At 47.1% G+C, this 18,509-nt stretch carries 17 protein-coding genes; 12 read left to right on the forward strand and 5 right to left on the reverse strand.

Annotation, left to right across the window (positions count from 1 at the left end):
- Positions 1 to 14: 14 nt before the first annotated feature.
- From KFF44_RS07095 to KFF44_RS07120, 6 genes are all read left to right on the forward strand, one after another.
- A complete protein-coding gene (locus KFF44_RS07095) occupies positions 15 to 620 on the forward strand; it encodes a calcium-binding protein (RefSeq protein WP_255938479.1) in 606 nt (201 codons plus the stop codon).
- Positions 621 to 837: 217 nt separating this feature from the next.
- Entirely contained in the window at positions 838 to 1,401 is a 564-nt protein-coding gene (locus tag KFF44_RS07100) for a DUF2497 domain-containing protein (protein ID WP_255938480.1), read from the forward strand.
- A 216-nt stretch (positions 1,402 to 1,617) separates the two neighbouring features.
- The gene (locus KFF44_RS07105; protein WP_255938485.1) at positions 1,618 to 4,272 is read left to right on the forward strand and encodes a valine--tRNA ligase; all 2,655 of its coding nucleotides are present in this window, start codon (positions 1,618 to 1,620) and stop codon (positions 4,270 to 4,272) included.
- Between the two features lie 66 nt (positions 4,273 to 4,338).
- A complete protein-coding gene (locus KFF44_RS07110; RefSeq protein ID WP_255938487.1) occupies positions 4,339 to 4,893 on the forward strand; it encodes a hypothetical protein in 555 nt (184 codons plus the stop codon).
- A 46-nt stretch (positions 4,894 to 4,939) separates the two neighbouring features.
- Positions 4,940 to 6,280, forward strand: a complete 1,341-nt coding sequence (locus tag KFF44_RS07115) for a CoA transferase (RefSeq protein WP_255938488.1) — start codon at positions 4,940 to 4,942, stop codon at positions 6,278 to 6,280.
- Positions 6,281 to 6,473: 193 nt separating this feature from the next.
- Positions 6,474 to 6,923: a glyoxalase superfamily protein gene (locus KFF44_RS07120; RefSeq protein WP_255938490.1), complete on the forward strand. Its 450-nt coding sequence runs from the start codon at positions 6,474 to 6,476 to the stop codon at positions 6,921 to 6,923.
- 29 nt (positions 6,924 to 6,952) lie between these two features.
- Here the strand turns inward: KFF44_RS07120 and KFF44_RS07125 are convergent, their stop codons facing one another.
- Complete coding sequence (locus tag KFF44_RS07125; RefSeq protein ID WP_255938492.1) at positions 6,953 to 7,837, reverse strand: alpha/beta hydrolase; 885 nt, start codon at positions 7,835 to 7,837, stop codon at positions 6,953 to 6,955.
- A 136-nt stretch (positions 7,838 to 7,973) separates the two neighbouring features.
- Between KFF44_RS07125 and KFF44_RS07130 the strand changes: the two genes are divergently transcribed.
- From KFF44_RS07130 to KFF44_RS07145, 4 genes are all read left to right on the forward strand, one after another.
- Complete coding sequence (locus KFF44_RS07130) at positions 7,974 to 8,639, forward strand: GNAT family N-acetyltransferase (protein ID WP_255938494.1); 666 nt, start codon at positions 7,974 to 7,976, stop codon at positions 8,637 to 8,639.
- 110 nt (positions 8,640 to 8,749) lie between these two features.
- The gene (locus KFF44_RS07135; RefSeq protein WP_255938495.1) at positions 8,750 to 9,400 is read left to right on the forward strand and encodes a hypothetical protein; all 651 of its coding nucleotides are present in this window, start codon (positions 8,750 to 8,752) and stop codon (positions 9,398 to 9,400) included.
- A 214-nt stretch (positions 9,401 to 9,614) separates the two neighbouring features.
- Complete coding sequence (locus KFF44_RS07140) at positions 9,615 to 10,568, forward strand: glycine zipper 2TM domain-containing protein (protein ID WP_255938497.1); 954 nt, start codon at positions 9,615 to 9,617, stop codon at positions 10,566 to 10,568.
- A gap of 549 nt (positions 10,569 to 11,117) precedes the next feature.
- Positions 11,118 to 11,486 (forward strand): hypothetical protein, encoded by a 369-nt coding sequence (locus KFF44_RS07145; protein WP_255938499.1) that lies wholly within the window; start codon positions 11,118 to 11,120, stop codon positions 11,484 to 11,486.
- Between the two features lie 143 nt (positions 11,487 to 11,629).
- On the opposite strand, the gene KFF44_RS07150 is transcribed toward KFF44_RS07145, so the two are convergent.
- The gene (locus KFF44_RS07150; protein ID WP_255938501.1) at positions 11,630 to 12,226 is read right to left on the reverse strand and encodes a glycine zipper 2TM domain-containing protein; all 597 of its coding nucleotides are present in this window, start codon (positions 12,224 to 12,226) and stop codon (positions 11,630 to 11,632) included.
- A 355-nt stretch (positions 12,227 to 12,581) separates the two neighbouring features.
- On the opposite strand from KFF44_RS07150, the gene KFF44_RS07155 reads away from it, so the two are divergent.
- Positions 12,582 to 13,775: an ATP-binding protein gene (locus KFF44_RS07155; protein ID WP_255938503.1), complete on the forward strand. Its 1,194-nt coding sequence runs from the start codon at positions 12,582 to 12,584 to the stop codon at positions 13,773 to 13,775.
- Positions 13,776 to 13,834: 59 nt separating this feature from the next.
- Entirely contained in the window at positions 13,835 to 14,635 is an 801-nt protein-coding gene (locus KFF44_RS07160; protein ID WP_255938505.1) for an SDR family NAD(P)-dependent oxidoreductase, read from the forward strand.
- Between the two features lie 75 nt (positions 14,636 to 14,710).
- Here the strand turns inward: KFF44_RS07160 and KFF44_RS07165 are convergent, their stop codons facing one another.
- The 3 genes from KFF44_RS07165 to KFF44_RS07175 all read right to left on the reverse strand — a co-directional run bounded on the left by KFF44_RS07165 (position 14,711) and on the right by KFF44_RS07175 (position 18,496).
- Positions 14,711 to 17,368 (reverse strand): zinc-dependent metalloprotease, encoded by a 2,658-nt coding sequence (locus KFF44_RS07165; RefSeq protein WP_255938507.1) that lies wholly within the window; start codon positions 17,366 to 17,368, stop codon positions 14,711 to 14,713.
- A 196-nt stretch (positions 17,369 to 17,564) separates the two neighbouring features.
- On the reverse strand, positions 17,565 to 17,897 hold the full coding sequence (locus tag KFF44_RS07170; protein ID WP_255938510.1) for a hypothetical protein: 333 nt from the start codon (positions 17,895 to 17,897) through the stop codon (positions 17,565 to 17,567).
- 83 nt (positions 17,898 to 17,980) lie between these two features.
- The gene (locus KFF44_RS07175) at positions 17,981 to 18,496 is read right to left on the reverse strand and encodes a DUF6702 family protein (RefSeq protein ID WP_255938512.1); all 516 of its coding nucleotides are present in this window, start codon (positions 18,494 to 18,496) and stop codon (positions 17,981 to 17,983) included.
- Between the last annotated feature and the right edge of the window lie 13 nt (positions 18,497 to 18,509).

Genomic DNA, 18,509 nt, shown 5'->3' on the forward strand with positions numbered 1-18,509 from the left:
AATAGGGATTTTATATGGCTTTTTTTCCAGGTACCAATGGTAACGATGTTCTCACAGGAACATCCGGTAACGATGAAATTTTTGCTCGCGGTGGCAATGATCTGGTTAATGCAGGTTTGGGTAATGATACAGTCGGTGGTGCCGCTGGCAATGACACGCTAAACGGCGATGGTGGTAATGATGTTATTTTTGGTGCAAATGGTGATGATCAGTTAAATGGTGGTTCTGGCAATGACGATCTGTTCGGCGGGAATAATAATGATGATTTAAATGGTGGTAGTGGTAACGATACTTTGCGTGGGGGTACGGGGAATGACCAACTTGACGGCGGATCTGGTGCCGATACTTTCGTATTTGGCACAAATCATGGAAACGATGATGTAAATTTTAATTTCCTCGATGATAGATTATTGTTTGAAGGTGGGATTACCCTAGATGATTTATCTGTAACGCCTATTGGGCCAAGATTTCCTGGATTAGATGGTATTTTGAATACATCCGATGACTTTTTCATTGGTTTCACAATAAATACAGGTCAAGGAAGCATTGATTTTAATGGGAACACAACCGCGGATTTGGTTTTTCAAGCACTTGACATCATAAACATTGATTTCATGTAATCAGTATATGTTTGTATTGCGATGTTAAATTAAAGGCACCTTCGGGTGCCTTTTTTGTATCTTCTGATCGATAAAAGCGACTTAACTTCCTTTAAGCTATGAAGAATTATTGACAGGCCGGAGTGGAGACGGTACGAGTTTTATATCGGGAGAGTAACACTGAGAAATATCAGATACGATATTCAATATAACACTCAGAAGAAAACTTTGGGCAAATATGAGCGATACCGCTACTGAAGACGAACCAACCATGGAAGAAATACTGGCGTCCATTCGCCGGATTATTTCTGATGACGACGCCGAAGAAGGCGCCGCACAAGAGGTTGTACCTGATCCAGAGCCGGAACCAGAGCCTGAGCCCACACCCGAAGCTGAGCCCGAACCGGAAATCGTTCTTGAAGAACCCGAGCCTGAGCCGGAACCAGAACCTGAGCCGATTGTTGAGCTTGTTGAGGAAGTTGAGCCAGAACCCGAGCCTGAGCCAACACCAGAGCCAGACATTGAAGAAGAAATTTTCGACCTGACGGAATTTGCCTCTGAGGCGGATTTAAACGGTATTGACCCAATTGTTTCTGAAACGGTTGAGGAGCGTACGGCCCAAAGCTTCTCTCATCTGACGAACTTGATGGTGTCTGGCTATACTGGTGACGAAAATACCCTCGAATCGCTAGTGCGTGAAATGCTACGCCCGATGTTGCAGGGCTGGTTGGATGAAAACCTGCCATCGATCGTGCAGGATGCGGTTGAGCGCGAGGTCGCGCGGATTTCCCGCCGTAAGTAAACGTCAATAAACTAAAATTCACTTGTGATGCATATATGCACTATAGTGCCTCAATTGCACACCTGTGCAAAACCGTTTCTTCTTCGATTTACTACAGGGCCCCTGATAAATATCACATAGAGTTGACGCGCCCTATGGGAACGCATAAAAGGTGCTGTTCTAGTGGCATTTCTGCCGCTTTAGTGATTAGAATTTAAGCTTTTGAAGGCAAAAACCATGGCAATGGATAAAACATATTCTCCGACGGATATTGAAACAAAATGGTACGAGCATTGGGAAACGTCTGGCGCATTCAAATGCGGCAAACGCGCCGATGCGGAGCCATATGTCATTGTCATGCCGCCACCAAACGTAACCGGTAGCCTTCATATGGGGCACGCGCTGGATAACACCCTTCAGGATGTTCTCGTTCGCTTTGAGCGCCTACGCGGTAAGGATGTGCTTTGGCAGCCGGGTACTGACCATGCGGGTATCGCGACCCAGATGGTGGTCGAGCGCCAGCTTGCGGAACGTCAGATCGACCGACGTGATATGGGTCGTGATGCCTTTATTGAGCGCGTGTGGGAATGGAAGGAAGAATCCGGCGGTACAATCACCCGTCAGCTTCGCCGTATTGGTGCAAGCTGTGATTGGTCACGCGAGGCCTTCACCATGGATGAAGAGCGCTCCGCAGCCGTTCTAAAGAAATTCGTGAAGCTTTATAAAGATGGCCTTCTCTACAAAGACCAGCGCCTTGTGAACTGGGACCCTAAGCTCAAGACTGCGATTTCTGACCTCGAGGTAGAACAGAGCGAGGTTGACGGCCATTTCTGGCACTTCCGTTATCCGATTGTGGGCGAAAACGGCAAATTCATCGAGATTGCGACCACGCGCCCTGAAACCATGCTCGGCGATACGGCGATTGCGGTTCACCCAAGTGACGAGCGTTATAAAGACCTGATCGGCAAGAATGTGGAATTACCGCTCGTTGGACGTTTGATCCCGATTGTTGCGGACGAATATGCCGACCCGGAGCAGGGAAGCGGTGCCGTTAAAATCACGCCAGCACATGATTTCAATGACTTTGAAGTTGGCAAGCGCAACGACCTTGAGATGATCAATATTCTCGATGAAAACGCGTGCATCAATGATAACGCACCGGAAAAATACCGCGGCCTTGATCGTTATGAAGCGCGTAAGCAAATCGTTGCTGACCTTGAGGAACTTGGCTTGGTTGTCAAAATCGAACCGCATCGCCATATGGTTCCGTTCGGCGACAGGGGCGGCGTTGTTATTGAGCCATGGCTTACGGACCAGTGGTATGTGGATGCGGCAACGCTCGCAAAGCCTGCGATCGAAGCGGTAGAAACAGGCAAAACCAATTTCATTCCGAAAAATTGGGAAAAAACATATTATGAATGGATGCGGAATATCCAGCCATGGTGTGTTTCACGCCAGCTGTGGTGGGGCCACCAGATCCCTGCGTGGTACGCGCCGGATGGAACCGTGTTTGTTGAAGAGACAGAAGAGGCAGCATATACGGCCGCGAAAGTACAGTTCGGTGACGACGTAACACTTACCCGCGACAGCGATGTTTTGGACACATGGTTTTCAAGCGCGATGTGGCCCTACAGCACTCTTGGTTGGAAAGGCGACGGTGAAGAAAAAACACCAGAGCTCGCGAAATATTATCCAAACTCCACGCTTGTAACCGGCTTTGATATTATTTTCTTCTGGGTTGCACGCATGATGATGTCGGGCATTCACTTCATGGGCGAAGTGCCGTTCAAGAATGTTTATATTCATGCGCTTGTCCGCGATGAAAAGGGCGCAAAAATGTCCAAATCCAAGGGGAATGTGATTGACCCCCTTGAGTTTATCGAGAAATACGGCGCTGATGCGCTTCGTTTCACGCTCGCTGCGATGGAAGCGCAGGGCCGCGATATCAAGCTTGCTGAAAAGCGGGTTGAAGGGTACCGGAACTTTGGAACCAAGCTTTGGAACGCGACACGTTTCTGCGAAATGAATGGTATCGGTGGTTCTGATAGTAAAGCTGCACCGGAGGCCGCGCTTACTATCAATAAATGGATCATTGGTGAAGCGAGTAAAACAGCAGCAAACGTGACAAAGGCGTTAGACGCCTTCCGCTTTAACGAAGCCGCAGACGCGATCTATCATTTCACATGGGGTACCTTCTGCGATTGGTATATCGAATTGATTAAACCCGTGTTCTGGGGCGATGACGAGGCGCAGAAGGAAGAAACACGCAAGGTTGCTGGCTGGGTGCTCGACCAAATTCTCGTGACACTTCATCCTTTCATGCCGTTTATCACGGAAGAACTATGGCATGGCATTAAGGAAGATCGTGCATATGACCTGATCGACGCGAGCTGGCCCGAGGTGATCGACGCAGACGAAGCGGCAGTAGATGAAGTAAACTGGGCGATCCGTTTCATTACTGAAATTCGCTCAACGCGCGCTGAAATGAATATTCCTGCGGGCGCCAAGGCAACGGCGCTCGTTGTTGGTGCTAATGAGGTTACGGCAAAACGCATTACTGACTGGCAGGATATGCTTGCGCGTATGGCACGCCTTGAAAAGGCACAGGTTGTTGACGTGGCAGAAAGCAAAGGCTCTGCGCAGCTTGTTGTGGATGAGGCAACGGTTTACCTACCGCTCGCAGACCTATTGGATGTCGAGGCAGAGAAAGCACGACTTGAGAAAAACCTTGGCAAATTGGAAAAAGAAGCGGGTGGCATCAAAGGGCGCCTAGGTAACGAACGTTTCCTTGAAAAAGCCCCTGAGCATGTGGTCGCGGAAGCCAAAGAGCAGCTCATTGACCTTGAAAGCCAGATCGAGAAGATGAAAGCAGCCCTTTCTAGGCTTGGGTGATAAAAAACAAAGCATTGTCATTCCGGGACTTGATCCCGGGATCCATTGAAGAAAAGGGGGGATTTCATGGAAGATGTAAAAGCATTTTTAGAACAGTCGTTCAAGGCTGGCGATATTGTTCGCATATATCGATCAAATATTGAAGATGGCTTTTTTGACGGCTTTGTCGCCGGTATTGGTGATGAATTTTTTGCCTTGGAAATTTTTGATGATGCCTGCCGTTTAGACGGCTTTTCATGTGTACGGTACGATGACGTAACTGAATTTAAATTGACCCCATATGCTGATTTCAATAGGCACTTTATGCGGCTAAATTCTATAAAGAAAAATGTCCTGCCATCTATCGATCTATCATCGCTTAAATCGCTTTTGATAACGGCTGGTTGCCAGTTTCCGATTATAACAATTCATATCGATTATGAAGATGAGAGTGTTTGTTACATTGGCAAAGTCGAAAGCGTAACCGATACAAATATAGATATTTTGTACGTTACTCCCGATGCCGAGTGGGAAGATATTGAGACATATGCATTGGATGAAATAAACCGTGTTGATTTTGGTGGTGCATATGAACGTGCATTACTCATGGTCGCAAATGATAGAATGAATAATTCCAGTTAAGTTGTCTAATTTGCGGAACTCGGCGTATTTATGCTATTAAACCTAAATGCAGGAAATTATAGATACTTTCAACGTACCTAATCATCTGGAAACGATTGGTAATGTGCGTTACCGATCGCTTTATCAGGTTACAAATCTGGCTGTTCATTCCTTCGGTTCTGTTGGCAACACACTCGCTTCATTGATGCAGGCTATGGGGCTAATCGGTAACTCACCTCGAGCCATTGTTGATCAAAGACTGGCTTCTTTATGGTTTGGTGTTTCTATCCGGCCGATTGATTGGGAAATGCCACCGATATGGGATGCTATTGCAGGTGACTATGAAACCAAAGATGGCTGGATAAAACTGCATACCAATTTGGCACATCACCGGAAAGCGGCTTGTAAGGTCCTTGGATGCGAGGCCAGCAGGAAAGCAGTGGCTGCCGCCGTAAGGGAACGAAATGGTGACGGCCTTGAGCAAGCGATCGTGGATGCTGGTGGTGTCGCGGCTGTAATGCGCACAGAAGACGAGTGGGCAGGGCATCCACATGGGAAAACTGTGGCTTCTGAGCCTTTGGTTCACTGGTGTGATGTAAAACATCGGAAACTACGAGAATGGCAACCGAAACTGGCGCGACCCTTGAACGGATTAAGAGTACTCGATTTAACGCGGGTGCTTGCGGGGCCAGTGGCAACGCGCACACTGGCGGCCTTCGGAGCGGATGTCCTGCGGATTGATCCACCGGCTTGGCAGGAGGACAATGTGGTTCCTGATATTACGCTTGGGAAACGATGTGCTCGTTTGGATCTGAAAACAAATGAAGGTAAGGAAAGGTTCGAGCGTTTGTTATCAAAAGCTGATGTTCTGGTACATGGCTACCGGAATGGCGCGCTTGACGGACTTGGGCTGGATAGCGAATATCGTTTGAAAATAGCACCCAACCTCATCGAAGTATCGCTGAACGCCTATGGTTGGGAAGGTCCATGGAAAAATAGGCGTGGGTTCGATAGCCTCGTGCAAATGAGTGCAGGGATTGCGAGTTCTGGAATGATTTGGGCACAGGCTGATAAGCCCACACCACTGCCGGTGCAGGCGCTCGATCACGCAACAGGCTATCTGATGGCTGCATCGGTGATCAAAGCCCTTGATAACCATATGCGCGGCAAGCCATCTTCGAATGCGAAACTATCGCTCGCGCGGACAGCTGAGCTGTTGAAAAGGTTCCTTCAGGCTGAGGACTGCAATTATATCGACGGTACTTGTGATGACGATTTTTCGAATAAGGTTGAGCATAACAGTTGGGGAAATACTCGTCGTTTAAAAGCGCCTTTAGTGATTGGTGATACGAGAATGAGGTGGAACTCGCCAGCATGTGCGCTCGGCAGTCATGAAGCGCAATGGTAGTGGATAGTCTGTAAAGCTCTATTTGACAGGCCGCGCAAAATCAATATAGTGCGCCGAGGTTCTGGGCACCTGCCGCTCGCAAGCATATGCTTTGGTGAAGCCCGGGTTTTTCATCTTATCCTTTGATTTGATACAGGAAGATGGCAACGCGAGCACCATTCATAACTCTGTATATAAATATATTGGACATAAGATGAATGGATCTGAAATTTCCATACCAACGATCGTCGGCCTTAAAAAACGCGCGAAGCTAAAGCGCAAACGCATGGGGCTAAGCGGCGCAAATATCACCCATAGTGCATCCCTTGAGGCAACAGCGTTTGATTATGGCTTCAAGGACTGGAACACCCTTTCGGGTACCGTGCAGAAGCGTTTGGTTGGTTGTCCGGTCGCGGAGGGGGAGGCCGTATCCGGCACCTATAAGGGGCAGCGGTTTTCTGGCACGGTTCACCGGATTGCGGTCAAGAAATTCGCCTTTAAGGATCGTTATCACCTGACGATCAACCTTGATGAGGCAATTGATGTCGTGACGTTTGATAGCTTTTCTGCATTCAGAAAGCGGCTACAGTGCAGTGTTGATGAAACAGGCGTAACGGCCGAGTTGTTATCAAGCGGCGAACCTTTGCTTCGGCTTGATCTGTAACGCAAATAAAGAGCAGGCTGCTCGCGTAACTAACGGGTAGCCTGTTCCTCTTTTCCATACCCCTCAAATACCCATTTCAGGCCATTATAATAACCTTGCAGGTCAATGGAATTATGATTTTCGCTCGGGAACCTCTGTAATGTGTGCGTAAGGTTCGATAGTTTTTTGGTCTTTAGGACGCGATCAAAATCCAGGGCGCTGCTTGTGTGGTTTTGATCAGGGCTACCCGCCAGCGCCATATAAAGCCGGATCGGGCTATTCCCAAGGAATGTAAGCTTTGATGCTGTGCGCTCCATCAGGCGGTTATCATACCACCAGGAGGCATCAAGCGCGATATAGCGATCAAACCTCGGCCTACCACCAAGCATATCATGCAAGGCCAATAAGCCACCGAGCGAATGCCCGGCAAGGCTATCATCACCGTTGGTTCTAAACGTTTGCTGAATTTCGGGCATAAGCTCAAATTCGAGCATGCTAAGGTATTTGTCAGCGCCGCCCGTATCATCGAACCAGTCAGGCGCATTTTTCCCATAGTGTTCCTTAAGCAGTTTGGTTGGGGTGTAATCGCGGAAACGATTATTGCTGGGAAGCGCCACAATGATTAACTCAGGCACATCACTTGTGCTGTTATTCGCGCGGCTAAGTTTTTCAACTATTCCGCTGACCATATGAAACGTGTTTTTATAACCATCCAAAATATATAAAACGGGATAACGTTTGCCTTTATTTTTCGCCTTGAAATAACTGCGGGGCAGGGCAACACTGTAAATCTGTTTTTCCTTCAGAATTTTTGATGTGAAACTGTATCGGTCACCAATTTTAACTGGCCCTGCCTTTTTATGGTCTTCAGCATCTAGGGCCTGCGTTAAAAATAGTGTGCACACTATCAATAGCCGCAAAATATATAATCTCATATATAATCCCATATATAATTCCTGGTCGATCTGGCCAAATTCATACTGGTTTCATAAAAAGCATCTTGGTTTCGAAGTATGCATGTTTTATCGTCAATTTGCGAGAAAATGATCATAAGCACATTGAGGGAAAATTATGTCATTGAATGATTGGGTGGGGGCACCGCCGCCAAACCTGCCGGAAATTAGCGGGAACTATGTAACCCTTAGACCCTATGATGCAGCACGGGATACGGATGCCCTTTATGAGGCAATCTGCGGGGCTGATGATCAGGATTTATGGACATATATTCCGTTTCATATGCCGGATAGCGCTTCAACGCTCTCTGGTGCGCTAATGAGTGCAGGGAAAGAGCGCGGCTGGCAAAGCCATAGTATTTATGCGTGTGGCAATTCTAAGCCACTTGGTATGGCAAGTTATATGCGTATCCGGCCAGAGCATGGCTCTGCTGAGGTGGGGTGTATTGTGTTCTCCAAGGCCTTGCAGCGAACCCATATGGCAACCGAGGCAATTTACCTGATGATCAAACATGCCTTCGATGATTTGGGCTACCGGCGGTTTGAATGGAAATGCGACAATGATAACGAAGCCTCCAAACGGGCGGCAAAACGGTTCGGTTTTACGTTTGAAGGGATATTTAGAAACGATCTGGTCGTGAAGGGGCGAAACCGTGATACGGCATGGTTTTCAATCATTGATAGAGAATGGCCAATAATAAAGGCGGGGTTTGAACGGTGGTTGGATTTGAATAATTTTGATGAAAAAGGCACACAAAAGCAGCGACTTAGATTTGATCCTTAAAGCACTGGGTTCCGTAAAAATTAGGATGCGGTTGGTTACGTTCATCCTAGTGCCTCATTTTTGCCACCAGCCATATATAGGGTATAGTTGAAGTATGGAGGTCAACGCCCATGATATCAAAAATATTAGCCGTCACTCTATTGTCTGCGGGCCTGAGCACGTCGGTGTATGCGACTGCGAGCCCACAAGAGAGCCAGCAAGAGAACCCAGAGAAAACAGAGAATGTAGAGCAGTCGGAAAAAGCTGATAGCGTAGCCGCAACATCAGAAACTGCTTGTGATAGCCTCTATTGCACGGAAAAAGCCCGTGCGAAGGATGACAGCGTTAGCGAAGCCGCAAAGCTTTTTCGCGGATCCTCAAAATCCTATACATTCTATCACCCCCTAACACCAACAGGAACCGCCTCTGGCCTACCGTGTGAAGGGAAGGGTTGCACGCTTACGACACCAAACGGATCAGGTGCCTATAAGTTCCGTGAGCATGATACCATTTTAAATACCGTCCTTGGCGGTACGGTGGGTGCGCTTGCTGGCAATCAGGCGTTTGGTGATGCGGGTGCAATCGGCTTTGGGATTACGGGCGCCATCTGGGGCAATAAGCAATCAACTGACTATAAGCCCGCGAAATATGAGCGCTGGGAAAAGCAAATTCAGGCGCGTGAGGATGTTTTGAATAACTTCCGGGATATGGTGTTTGATCCAGCGCATCCTATTCCTGTCGATGCCCATTATCTTGGGGGTAGACGTAAAAAGAAGAAGTAGGAATACGGGATTAGAGGCCTGATCGTCGTCTTCCCCGCAAATTATTCGCTGCGAATACTTATATGGGAAGTTTTTGAACAGGAAGGCCCTCAGCGGGAAATTTGTTTACGCTCGCTGACTTGTGAAGAATAGTGGGTTCATGCCGTGTTCATAATAGCTTAGTCATAGTAGTATTGGATGAGTAGGCTAGGTAAAGTGTAATCAGGAGAAAACCATGTTAAGACAATCATTGATGGCCTTGACGGTTACCAGCCTAAGTAGTTTGGTTGTTATCCCGACCATAAGCGATGCCGCAATCGCAGAACCGTTCGTGTACGGTAAAAATCACGGGCAGGCCCATTTGCGTAATAAACTGCATGGCAAGCGCTACTACGGCAAAAAACACTTTAAACGAAAATTCAAACGCGGATTCCATAACCGGGGTTTCCACAATAGGGGCTTCAAGCGTGGGTTTAAACGTGGCTTCCGCCACGGTAACCGGTTTGGACGCCATCACCGGAACAATGTTTTCATCGGCTTTGGTAACGGCTTTTACGGCAATCGTTTTGGCGGCTTTGGTCCATACTATGGTGGGTTTGGCCATTTCGGTGGATTTGGTGGCTTTTATGGTCGCAACTATGGCGGTTTCTTCTATGGGGGCAATCCGAACATTCATTTCGATAATATCTGGCACAACCGCGTAAGGAATTACCATATTGATCGCCGCTATGATTATTATCCGCCAACATCCTATTATGCGGGTGGTGCCACCTCTGGTAATCAGCTTGCGAGTACGGTGCTGGGCGGTGTGCTCGGCGGTGTTATCGGCTCTGAAATCGATGGTGGCCGTAACCGCACGGCAGGGATTTTAATTGGCTCAGCGATCGGTGCAGCCCTCGGTAACGAGGTGGGCCGCGATTTGGACGCTGCGGACCGTTATTACAACGATAGTTATTATGATAGCTATCGGGGTCAAAACACAGTGCGCGTGGTCGAACGCGAGGGTGTAACCAGCCGCGATTATGGTGGCTATAAAGGCGATCAGTCTTTCGAGGCGGATGGAAGTTACCGCGCAGAAACCGAAGACTATCAGCCCCCGCGCGAGATCAGAAAATGTATTCGCTATCAGTACCGTGGCGGTGATTATCAATGCACCAAATGGACCCTCGAATACGCCTACGATGAGTAGGGTAGTTCCTACAACAACATGAAACATGTAAGAACCCGAAGTGTTTGATTATACTTCGGGTTCTTACATAAATGGCTTAAACTCAATTCTAACTCGAAAAATATGATAATGGAGTATTAAGGAGATATCACTTTTCTAAAAAGGAAAATACAGTAGCTTAATCAAGCTCTTGTATGTATTATCGTTTATAAAAGAAGAAAGAATTAGATGAGAAAACCGGATGAAGAATAATTGGAATTTTTATAAGTCCGATAATGCATTCACTGGGTTACACCATTATCCTTTTTTTCTTATAATGGTGTGGTTAATGATCATTTCAATATTTTTATATTTCATTGACTATAGCACAGAGCAGATATTTATAACCGTAGTTTTTATTAATGTCGGGATTTATTTGTCAGTGAGTCTTTATAAATTGTTTGGCGGTAAGTGATAGGCACTGCTAAGCTGGGATATTTGGTATTTATTTGTAATAAGATAGATAAACTAAGTAGTGACAATGAAATGTGCCGCTGTAATTTTGTCTTATGCTAACTGTTAGGCGGGGGTATGGTTAAAAGAGAATTTCTTAAAAATCATAAGCAAGTAAAATTTCGTGAATTTGCTGAAACACCAGAAGAAATCGAAGCAATGATAGCTGATGCTGTAAAAGCTTTAGATGAGAAAGGAACACCAAATTATCCAGACCCCATGCTACCCCCTTGGGTTCAGTTTCCTGATTATGGGATGACTAGCATGAAATGGAGAATGGGGCCTGGTGAAGATTATCGATCTGACTTCTTTGAATGGTTCGTCAGTCTGACAAAATCAAATCAGGAAATATATATCAATTCCAATCCTGAGCCTGAAGACTGGCAAGGATATTATCAGATTATAATTGAAAGAGCATTACAACGAGAGGGCAATACTAGCCAGTAAGGTATACTAGAGCTTAAGTTCACCCTCTTTTTTCGTCCCGGCTGGATGCTTGGGGTAGGTCCTCGATAATGAATTTGCCATTTGTTTCTCGTCAGGCGTGAACTGGTTCACAGCTTCACACACAAATTTCAGTTCCATCTACATCAATTCTGTCCGCCTTGTCTTGGCTGATAAACGGTACCACCTTGTGGGGCTTGTGGTGTAACGCCCGGATTAACACTCGGATTAACACTTGGGGCAACACCTTGGCCGCGTATATTGCTGCGCTGGATCGCGCGGGTGTCGAGCACAACACGGGTTCTATCACGCCCGAAAATAAGCTGTACTGGCGCGCCTTCCGGCAGGGGTTGTTTGTCCGCCTGTACGATAGTTACCAACGAACCGCTTTGGGTTCTGATGATATATTCAAATCCGCTTTGGCGGCTTGCGCTTTTGTCGACGCTGTTGCCTATCAAACCACCAACGAGCGCGCCGCCGATGGCACCGATCACGCCTGTTGCACCGTCACCGATGGTTGATCCTGCGGCTCCGCCGATGCCAGCACCTGCAACGGTGCCAATTCCGCTTTCGTCGCCGCGAATTTCAACCCAGCGGTAGCTATCAATCACACCCAACTCGACCTGACGTACATGCCCAACCGCATGCGGTGCATACCGGCCTGTTGATAAATCCTGCGCGCACGCAGTCGCCATAAGCGCAAGGGGGATAAGGGCGGCATATTTTGAAACTTTAGACGGCATGGCGCATTCCTTCGATACAGTTCGTTATTGGTCTTTTACCTGTCTGTGGCCATTGGTTTGCTTGAACCCAGTTGGCGATCACATGATCAGGCCTGTTCACACTAATAAGCGATGAACATTCCCCATACTTTTTACGTATTCTTTTACTCCCACAGAAAAAAGGCACTTTGATGGCGAAAGTAAGGAATGATTACGCGTATCTCGGTCGCTTGCACACAGAGTGGGGCGTACATATTTTGCTTGGGAAGGTGGCAGTTTCGATTACCTTCAAAGCAGTCTTATGCGGCTTGTCATCTATTCTTAATAAATCCGTTCATAATGTTCTATGTTTGTAATCATGTAGTCATTCGATTCTATGCCGCATATGGATATATCACCGCTTTTTGTGCAACCGGTTCTACCGGATGATATCTGTGCCGTTGCTTATGATCGTTTTGAAGAAGATGAAAGTTTGATTGCAATTCCCGTTGTAGAAGACGGCAAACCTGTTGGGCTTTTGAAACGAATGAGCTTTATGCTCGTTTTGGCGGGGCGCTTTGGCCGCGCGCTTTTCGAGCGCAAGCCTGTCACTGAATTGATGGATGATAGCCCGCTTATTGTTGAGCACGGCAGCCCGATTGATACGATCAACAGTTTCCTTTTAACGCACGGCGAAGCAGCGGTGCAGACCGGATTTATCTTTGTCCAGAACGGTCAATATATGGGTATTGGAACGGCTTATACCGTTTTGCACGCGAACATGCAGAAAGCGGAAGCGAGGGCGAGCGAACTTGATAAAGCCCTTATGGAAGCAGAGGCCGCAAACCGCGCCAAAACCAACTTCCTCGCAAACATGAGCCATGAACTTAGGACCCCGTTGAATGCGATCATTGGATTTTCTGATCTGATCCTGCTTCAATCAGATAATGACAGTCCTAAGGCAGAAGGACAATCGGACACCCATTTGGAATATGCACAGGATATTAACCAAAGCGGCAAGCATTTATTGAACGTGATTAATTCCATTCTGGATATGTCCAAGCTTGATGCAGGGGCCTTTATCTTAAAGGAAGATACGTTTGATCTTCGGGAAGTGACAGAGCAAGCGGTGCATATCGTGAACGGGCAGGCCAAGCCCAAAGGGATTACCCTTCAATGCCGATATGATATCGATGATATTATGCTCTATGCGGACGCACAGGTTTACCGCCAAATCCTTTTAAACCTGGTATCAAATGCGGTGAAATTTTCAAATGCAGGGAGCGTTGTTTGTATCCATATATTGTTAGGTGTGAACGGCGATTTATGCATAGAAGTTATTGATCAGGGCATTGGTATCGCCAAAGAAGACATTGATCATATCCGTAAACCCTTCATGCAGGCCGAGGGAACATTTGCACGAAACCACGAAGGAACGGGCCTTGGGCTGCCGCTTGTGGATGCATTTGTAAAAGCGCACGGTGGTTCATTGGAAATAGAAAGTGAACTGAGCGTTGGCACAAAGGTGCGGGTTGTTTTCCCTGCCAGTCGTATGGTTGAAACCGAAGTTGCTGATTTCAATATGATCTGATCCTTATAATCTATGATTTTCGGATGCTTTGGCCCTGATATGCGTATATAAGGGCCGTGATGGGGTATCGCCTGCGAGGCTTGATAGAGGATGGATTTTGGAAAATGAACCTGAGTAATGAAACGATTTTGGTAACAGGTGCTTCGCGCGGTATCGGTGCCTCAGCGGCGGAGGTTCTCTTGGCGCACGGTGCGAATGTTATCGGTACATTCAATCAAAGCGCGGGTTTGCTTTCTGACCTTCAGACGCGTTACGGGACAGACCGTGTTTTGGCAGTAAAGGCTGATTTGGGGCAAACGGTTGCTGTTCAGCAAATGTGGGAAGAGGCACTGGCCTTTAAGGGGCAGATAACCGGAATTGTAAATAACGCAGGCATTATGCCCGAAACCCCGATAAGTGTGGACGACGATACCTGGCACAAGGATTGGAACGATGTGCTTCAGGTGAATGTTCAGGCGGTTGCTGACATTAGCCGCTTGGCAATCCTGCATTTTCAGGAAACAAAAAACAAAGGTCGTATTGTGAATGTGGCAAGCCGCGCAGCGTTTCGTGGTGACGGGCCTGATTTCATGCATTATGCAGCCAGTAAATCGGCGGTGGTTGGCCTTACACGCACCATTGCCCGTGCCTATGCACGTGAAGGGATTTATGCCTTCATCATTGCGCCCGGTTGGGTGAAAACCGATATGGCTGCCATTGCATACGAGCCGGGGAATGAATGGATGCTGGACGAGGTTCCTATGGGGCGTGCTGCCGAACCGGAAGAAATTGCAAATATGATCGCATTTCTACTCGCGGGGATGTCGGATAGTTCAACAGGGGCAACGTTTGATATCAACGGCGCGAGTTACGTTCGCTAAAACCACACAAGTATTTTCTGGATAGTAAAAAGGCAGCTCTTGGGCTGCCTTTTATGTGATTGGTATTTTACGATTTTACGCTTCGTTCACATCAAGCGCTTTATCAATCAGGAAGGTGATATGCTCACGGTGTGCGCGTGTTGCCGCGTCACCGCGCCAGCGTGCCATATCCCGCTTGATTTGTTGAAGGTTTGAAAGCGCATTTGACTGTGCAATATGATCAAAACGATCAGCACCCAACATACCGATCAGACGCTTCACATACATGATTTGAAGTTCCTGACGAACCGTATTGACGGCAGTGCGGCTATCATCCTCAAAGATCGCATCCGTTAGATCACCCATCATTTCTGTAAGTGAATATGAGTTTCCATAAAGGCTACTGTCGGTGATCCGAAGAAGTGTGTTCGGATGCAAGACATGATCAAGGATTTCGCGTTGAATACCGTTAATGCGTGAATGCACCTTCGGGTCTTCTGTGCCGGCACCGTGGAAGAAGCCGCGGCGCTGGATCGCGAGGTGGCGCAGCAAATCCGCGTCTGCTGCAAAGGCATCAGGGGCAAAAACAAAATCACGCAGAACTTTCATCGCCTGTTTTTGTTTCGCTTCTTCCACTGGGCGGTATGGATCAGTTGCTCCATTTTGTCCTGCAAGCGCACGGTCAACATAGACACCGCCAATATAACGTGATGTCACGCGTGCCTGCCACGCCATATCACCCGTAAGGATAAAGTATGCGTTTCTAAGTTCCTGATAGCTATCACCTGATTTGGTGAACTTGTCCTTGAGGCCCTTCATTGCCTTGGTATCCAGCTTGAAGCGGTCTTCAGCATACTGAACAGCATCATCCGAGAAATCGAAGATATTGATGCGTGGGTCGATACCGCGACCCGGCGCGCGCATATCATCAGCGTCATTACCGAACGCGAGGCCTTTTTCCGCAGAACGAGCGAGGTGCGCTGCGCGTTTTGCTGGATCATCAAGGTCTGGATCATAGCCGAACTCGATCGCCCAAATATCATAGTCGCCAGGGCGGATCGTATAATAGTGACCTTGGTCCTTACCGTTTACTGAATAGTTGATGGAAGGATAGTCCATAACCGAACCAACGAGGCCATTATCTTGTTTGGAAATATCATGGGCTTCACCATAGGCACGTGCCTGTGTCGCTTTCATGTTATGGTTTAGGCCAAGTGTATGACCAACCTCGTGTAGCATCAGATAATAGATAGACTCTTCAACCATTTCTTCTGCGTTCACGCCGCCGTTTGCCAGCACTTTATTCAGTGTTTTCCCGACAAGGTTATTGAGTTGCAGATGACTAGCAAGGCCGCAATTATGCTCATGTGCTTTCAGGTTCTGAATATAAGGCAGGTCATCAGCGTGCGTATGGCCGGTTCCAAGGGCCGCAGTTTCAAAAACTTCACCCGCATTCATCCGGTTTGTCAGGAATGAATATTCGAGCATAATATCAGCGCCAAGAATTTGCCCCGTGCGTGGGTTCACAAAGCTTGGGCCATAACCTCCGAAGGGTGGTTGTGGGCTTGATGTCCATCTTAGGACATTATAGCGAATATCGTCAGCATCCCAATCAGCATCATCAGGTTGAATTTTAACCTGAACAGCATTTTTAAAGCCGGCTTCTTCAAAGGCAATATTCCACGCCTCTACCGCCTTTTTGATTGTTGGACGAATATTTTCGGGTGTTGTGTTCTCAATCCACCAAACAATCGGCTCCACAGGTTCAGAAATGGCAGCGGATGGATCTTTCTTTTCAAGGTGCCAGCGGTGGATTAAGTCACGCCACGGTGTTGCGTCATGGCTTGTCATATCTGTTACATATGTCAGGAAATAACCAACACGCGCATCATCAAAGCGCGGCTTGTAGCTATTTTCCGGCATCGCGATCAGCGTATGCTGCATCTTAACCGTAACATTGCGGGCATCTGTAATTTCTGCACCGCGCCCATAGTTGAGCGGTGATGGGTTGTTATAAGTATAATTAACGGTAACGGCGGTGTTTTCAGGGTAGCTTTTGACCGTATCAATACGGGTCTTGGCTTTATCCAATTTGCCAAGGCGGAAACCTTCCCAAGGTTTGCTGCGTGGGTTTGGTGTAGATTTTACCTGATCAAAGGCTTCTGTTTTAAAGAGATTATCTGCCTTGATCAAAAAACGATCACCGTCTTCTGATTTTGCGACAATTTTGGCAACGGCGATCGTTGCGTTGCTTGTGTTCGCATCAGCCGCACGAGCAAGCGGGCTTTCTGGGTCAAAATAGAAAGATGGATTTTGTTCTACAAATTCGATCTTGTCGAAATGTTTTCTGATTTTGAAAACTTTTTCTGCGCGGTATTGGCCGCGGAAATGGCCCGCTTCAACAACACCATCGGCAATATGTGAAAAATAAATGAAATCTTTGTCTAACTGGTCAGCACTGATTTCCATGCTGACTGCACCCGTTTTGGGGCTGCGATACATTTTAAACAAACCATCAATTGCATCCATGTCTTCAACGACGTCTGCAATGGTTTTGGTCTTTTTCTTCTTATCTTTTTTCTCACTATCGTCAGATGCCTTATCGGCAGCATCTTCTTTCGAGGCTGCTTTTTCCGCAGCAGGTTTAGCGTTATCGCTATCCTGATAAAAAGCAGCATTTGGTGTAGTAATCAGCAATGCACATGCCGCCACCCCGGCTAACATTGCTTTCATGTTGGTCTCTTTTTGTGTCACGATACTCACTCCTTTGGCCATTTTGTTTTTGGCTCATTGGCGTTTGCAATTTGTAAACTGAATGCAGTTTACCTCCCAAGTTGGACGACAAGTTTCAAATCAGGACACTTCTAAGTCAATGCCTTTTTGTGCGTCCTGTCGTGCTTGGGTATCGCTTTATCGCATTATGGGAAAGAGGAGCGTTATTCGCATGGAATTATGGCAGTTGGCGCATGTAATCCAAAAATTGTTTGGTAAATGCTTCACAACCAATTTCCGGTGCGCGGACACGTGTTGCGGTAAGGAAATTTTTAAATTCTAAACGCGAGAGTACCTTTTCATACTCATCGCGTGATAGCAGGGCCAACCTCGCGTAGGCATTTGAAATATATTGCTCAACAATATCATCACGAATTTTACAATATTTTGCGGATCCGGCTGTTGTCGCCATCATTCGTGCTGCAACAAGAGGGTCATTTTCATTTTGCTGTGCGGCAAGTTTGAAAGGTGCAAAAACTAATACTATGAAAAGCGCAAAAATAAGCCGCATATTAAAATCGCCCATAAGTGTCGTAAGGTTTCTCTAAAGGGAAAGGTAGTCAGTATTGACGATGTGTTCAAGGCCAAGACGAATTAAAACTCCAATTCTATTGGACCGTCACCGGGGGTGGCCTCACCAGCTTGTCGGCGTCCGTTTACCACAGCCATCATCGAATTAATCTGACCAGGCTGAACATTAAAGAATAACTTGTTTAGAAAGCTAAGCCGTTTGGGCTGGGATTGCCAGTCGCTTTCCATATACAAGAAAACGGTTTGACCTTGAAGTTCAAGGCCCAAAAATGACGGAGATACTTTTTTTCCGTCAAGTTCCAGCGAGAGATTTCTAAGAATTGCTGGGCCTGCGGCAGTTTCGAGTGTTGGTAAATCTGTTTCAACCAAAAACGAGAGGCGTTCCCCAACTTCTTCTGAAAGGTACGCTTCCAGTTCATGCGCGTGCATCTGCATCACCAGTTCGATGGATTGATCGTTTTTGTTCCAGTCAATCCGTGTGAAACTGGTAAACGAACTATGTGCGATTAGGCTGTAACTAGCGCTGAATATTGCTGTGAATAGTAATATCGTTAGTAATATACGTGAATGGAAATGCATCTTGAACCGTGAC

Origin of the sequence: Kordiimonas sp. SCSIO 12610 (genome assembly GCF_024398015.1) — a bacterium.
Classification (GTDB): Bacteria; Pseudomonadota; Alphaproteobacteria; order Sphingomonadales; family Kordiimonadaceae; genus CANLMI01.

Excerpts from the sequence above, each read along its gene's own strand:
- KFF44_RS07150 (WP_255938501.1), bottom strand. The coding sequence starts at position 12,226 with ATGCCGTCTAAAGTTTCAAAATATGCCGCCCTTATCCCCCTTGCGCTT.
- KFF44_RS07095 (WP_255938479.1), top strand. The coding sequence starts at position 15 with ATGGCTTTTTTTCCAGGTACCAATGGTAACGATGTTCTCACAGGAACA.
- KFF44_RS07160 (WP_255938505.1), top strand. The coding sequence starts at position 13,835 with ATGGGGTATCGCCTGCGAGGCTTGATAGAGGATGGATTTTGGAAAATG.
- KFF44_RS07170 (WP_255938510.1), bottom strand. The coding sequence starts at position 17,897 with ATGCGGCTTATTTTTGCGCTTTTCATAGTATTAGTTTTTGCACCTTTC.
- KFF44_RS07140 (WP_255938497.1), top strand. The coding sequence starts at position 9,615 with ATGTTAAGACAATCATTGATGGCCTTGACGGTTACCAGCCTAAGTAGT.
- KFF44_RS07125 (WP_255938492.1), bottom strand. The coding sequence starts at position 7,837 with ATGAGATTATATATTTTGCGGCTATTGATAGTGTGCACACTATTTTTA.
- KFF44_RS07135 (WP_255938495.1), top strand. The coding sequence starts at position 8,750 with ATGATATCAAAAATATTAGCCGTCACTCTATTGTCTGCGGGCCTGAGC.
- KFF44_RS07115 (WP_255938488.1), top strand. The coding sequence starts at position 4,940 with ATGCAGGAAATTATAGATACTTTCAACGTACCTAATCATCTGGAAACG.
- KFF44_RS07145 (WP_255938499.1), top strand. The coding sequence starts at position 11,118 with ATGGTTAAAAGAGAATTTCTTAAAAATCATAAGCAAGTAAAATTTCGT.
- KFF44_RS07100 (WP_255938480.1), top strand. The coding sequence starts at position 838 with ATGAGCGATACCGCTACTGAAGACGAACCAACCATGGAAGAAATACTG.
- KFF44_RS07155 (WP_255938503.1), top strand. The coding sequence starts at position 12,582 with ATGCCGCATATGGATATATCACCGCTTTTTGTGCAACCGGTTCTACCG.
- KFF44_RS07120 (WP_255938490.1), top strand. The coding sequence starts at position 6,474 with ATGAATGGATCTGAAATTTCCATACCAACGATCGTCGGCCTTAAAAAA.
- KFF44_RS07175 (WP_255938512.1), bottom strand. The coding sequence starts at position 18,496 with ATGCATTTCCATTCACGTATATTACTAACGATATTACTATTCACAGCA.
- KFF44_RS07110 (WP_255938487.1), top strand. The coding sequence starts at position 4,339 with ATGGAAGATGTAAAAGCATTTTTAGAACAGTCGTTCAAGGCTGGCGAT.
- KFF44_RS07130 (WP_255938494.1), top strand. The coding sequence starts at position 7,974 with ATGTCATTGAATGATTGGGTGGGGGCACCGCCGCCAAACCTGCCGGAA.
- KFF44_RS07105 (WP_255938485.1), top strand. The coding sequence starts at position 1,618 with ATGGCAATGGATAAAACATATTCTCCGACGGATATTGAAACAAAATGG.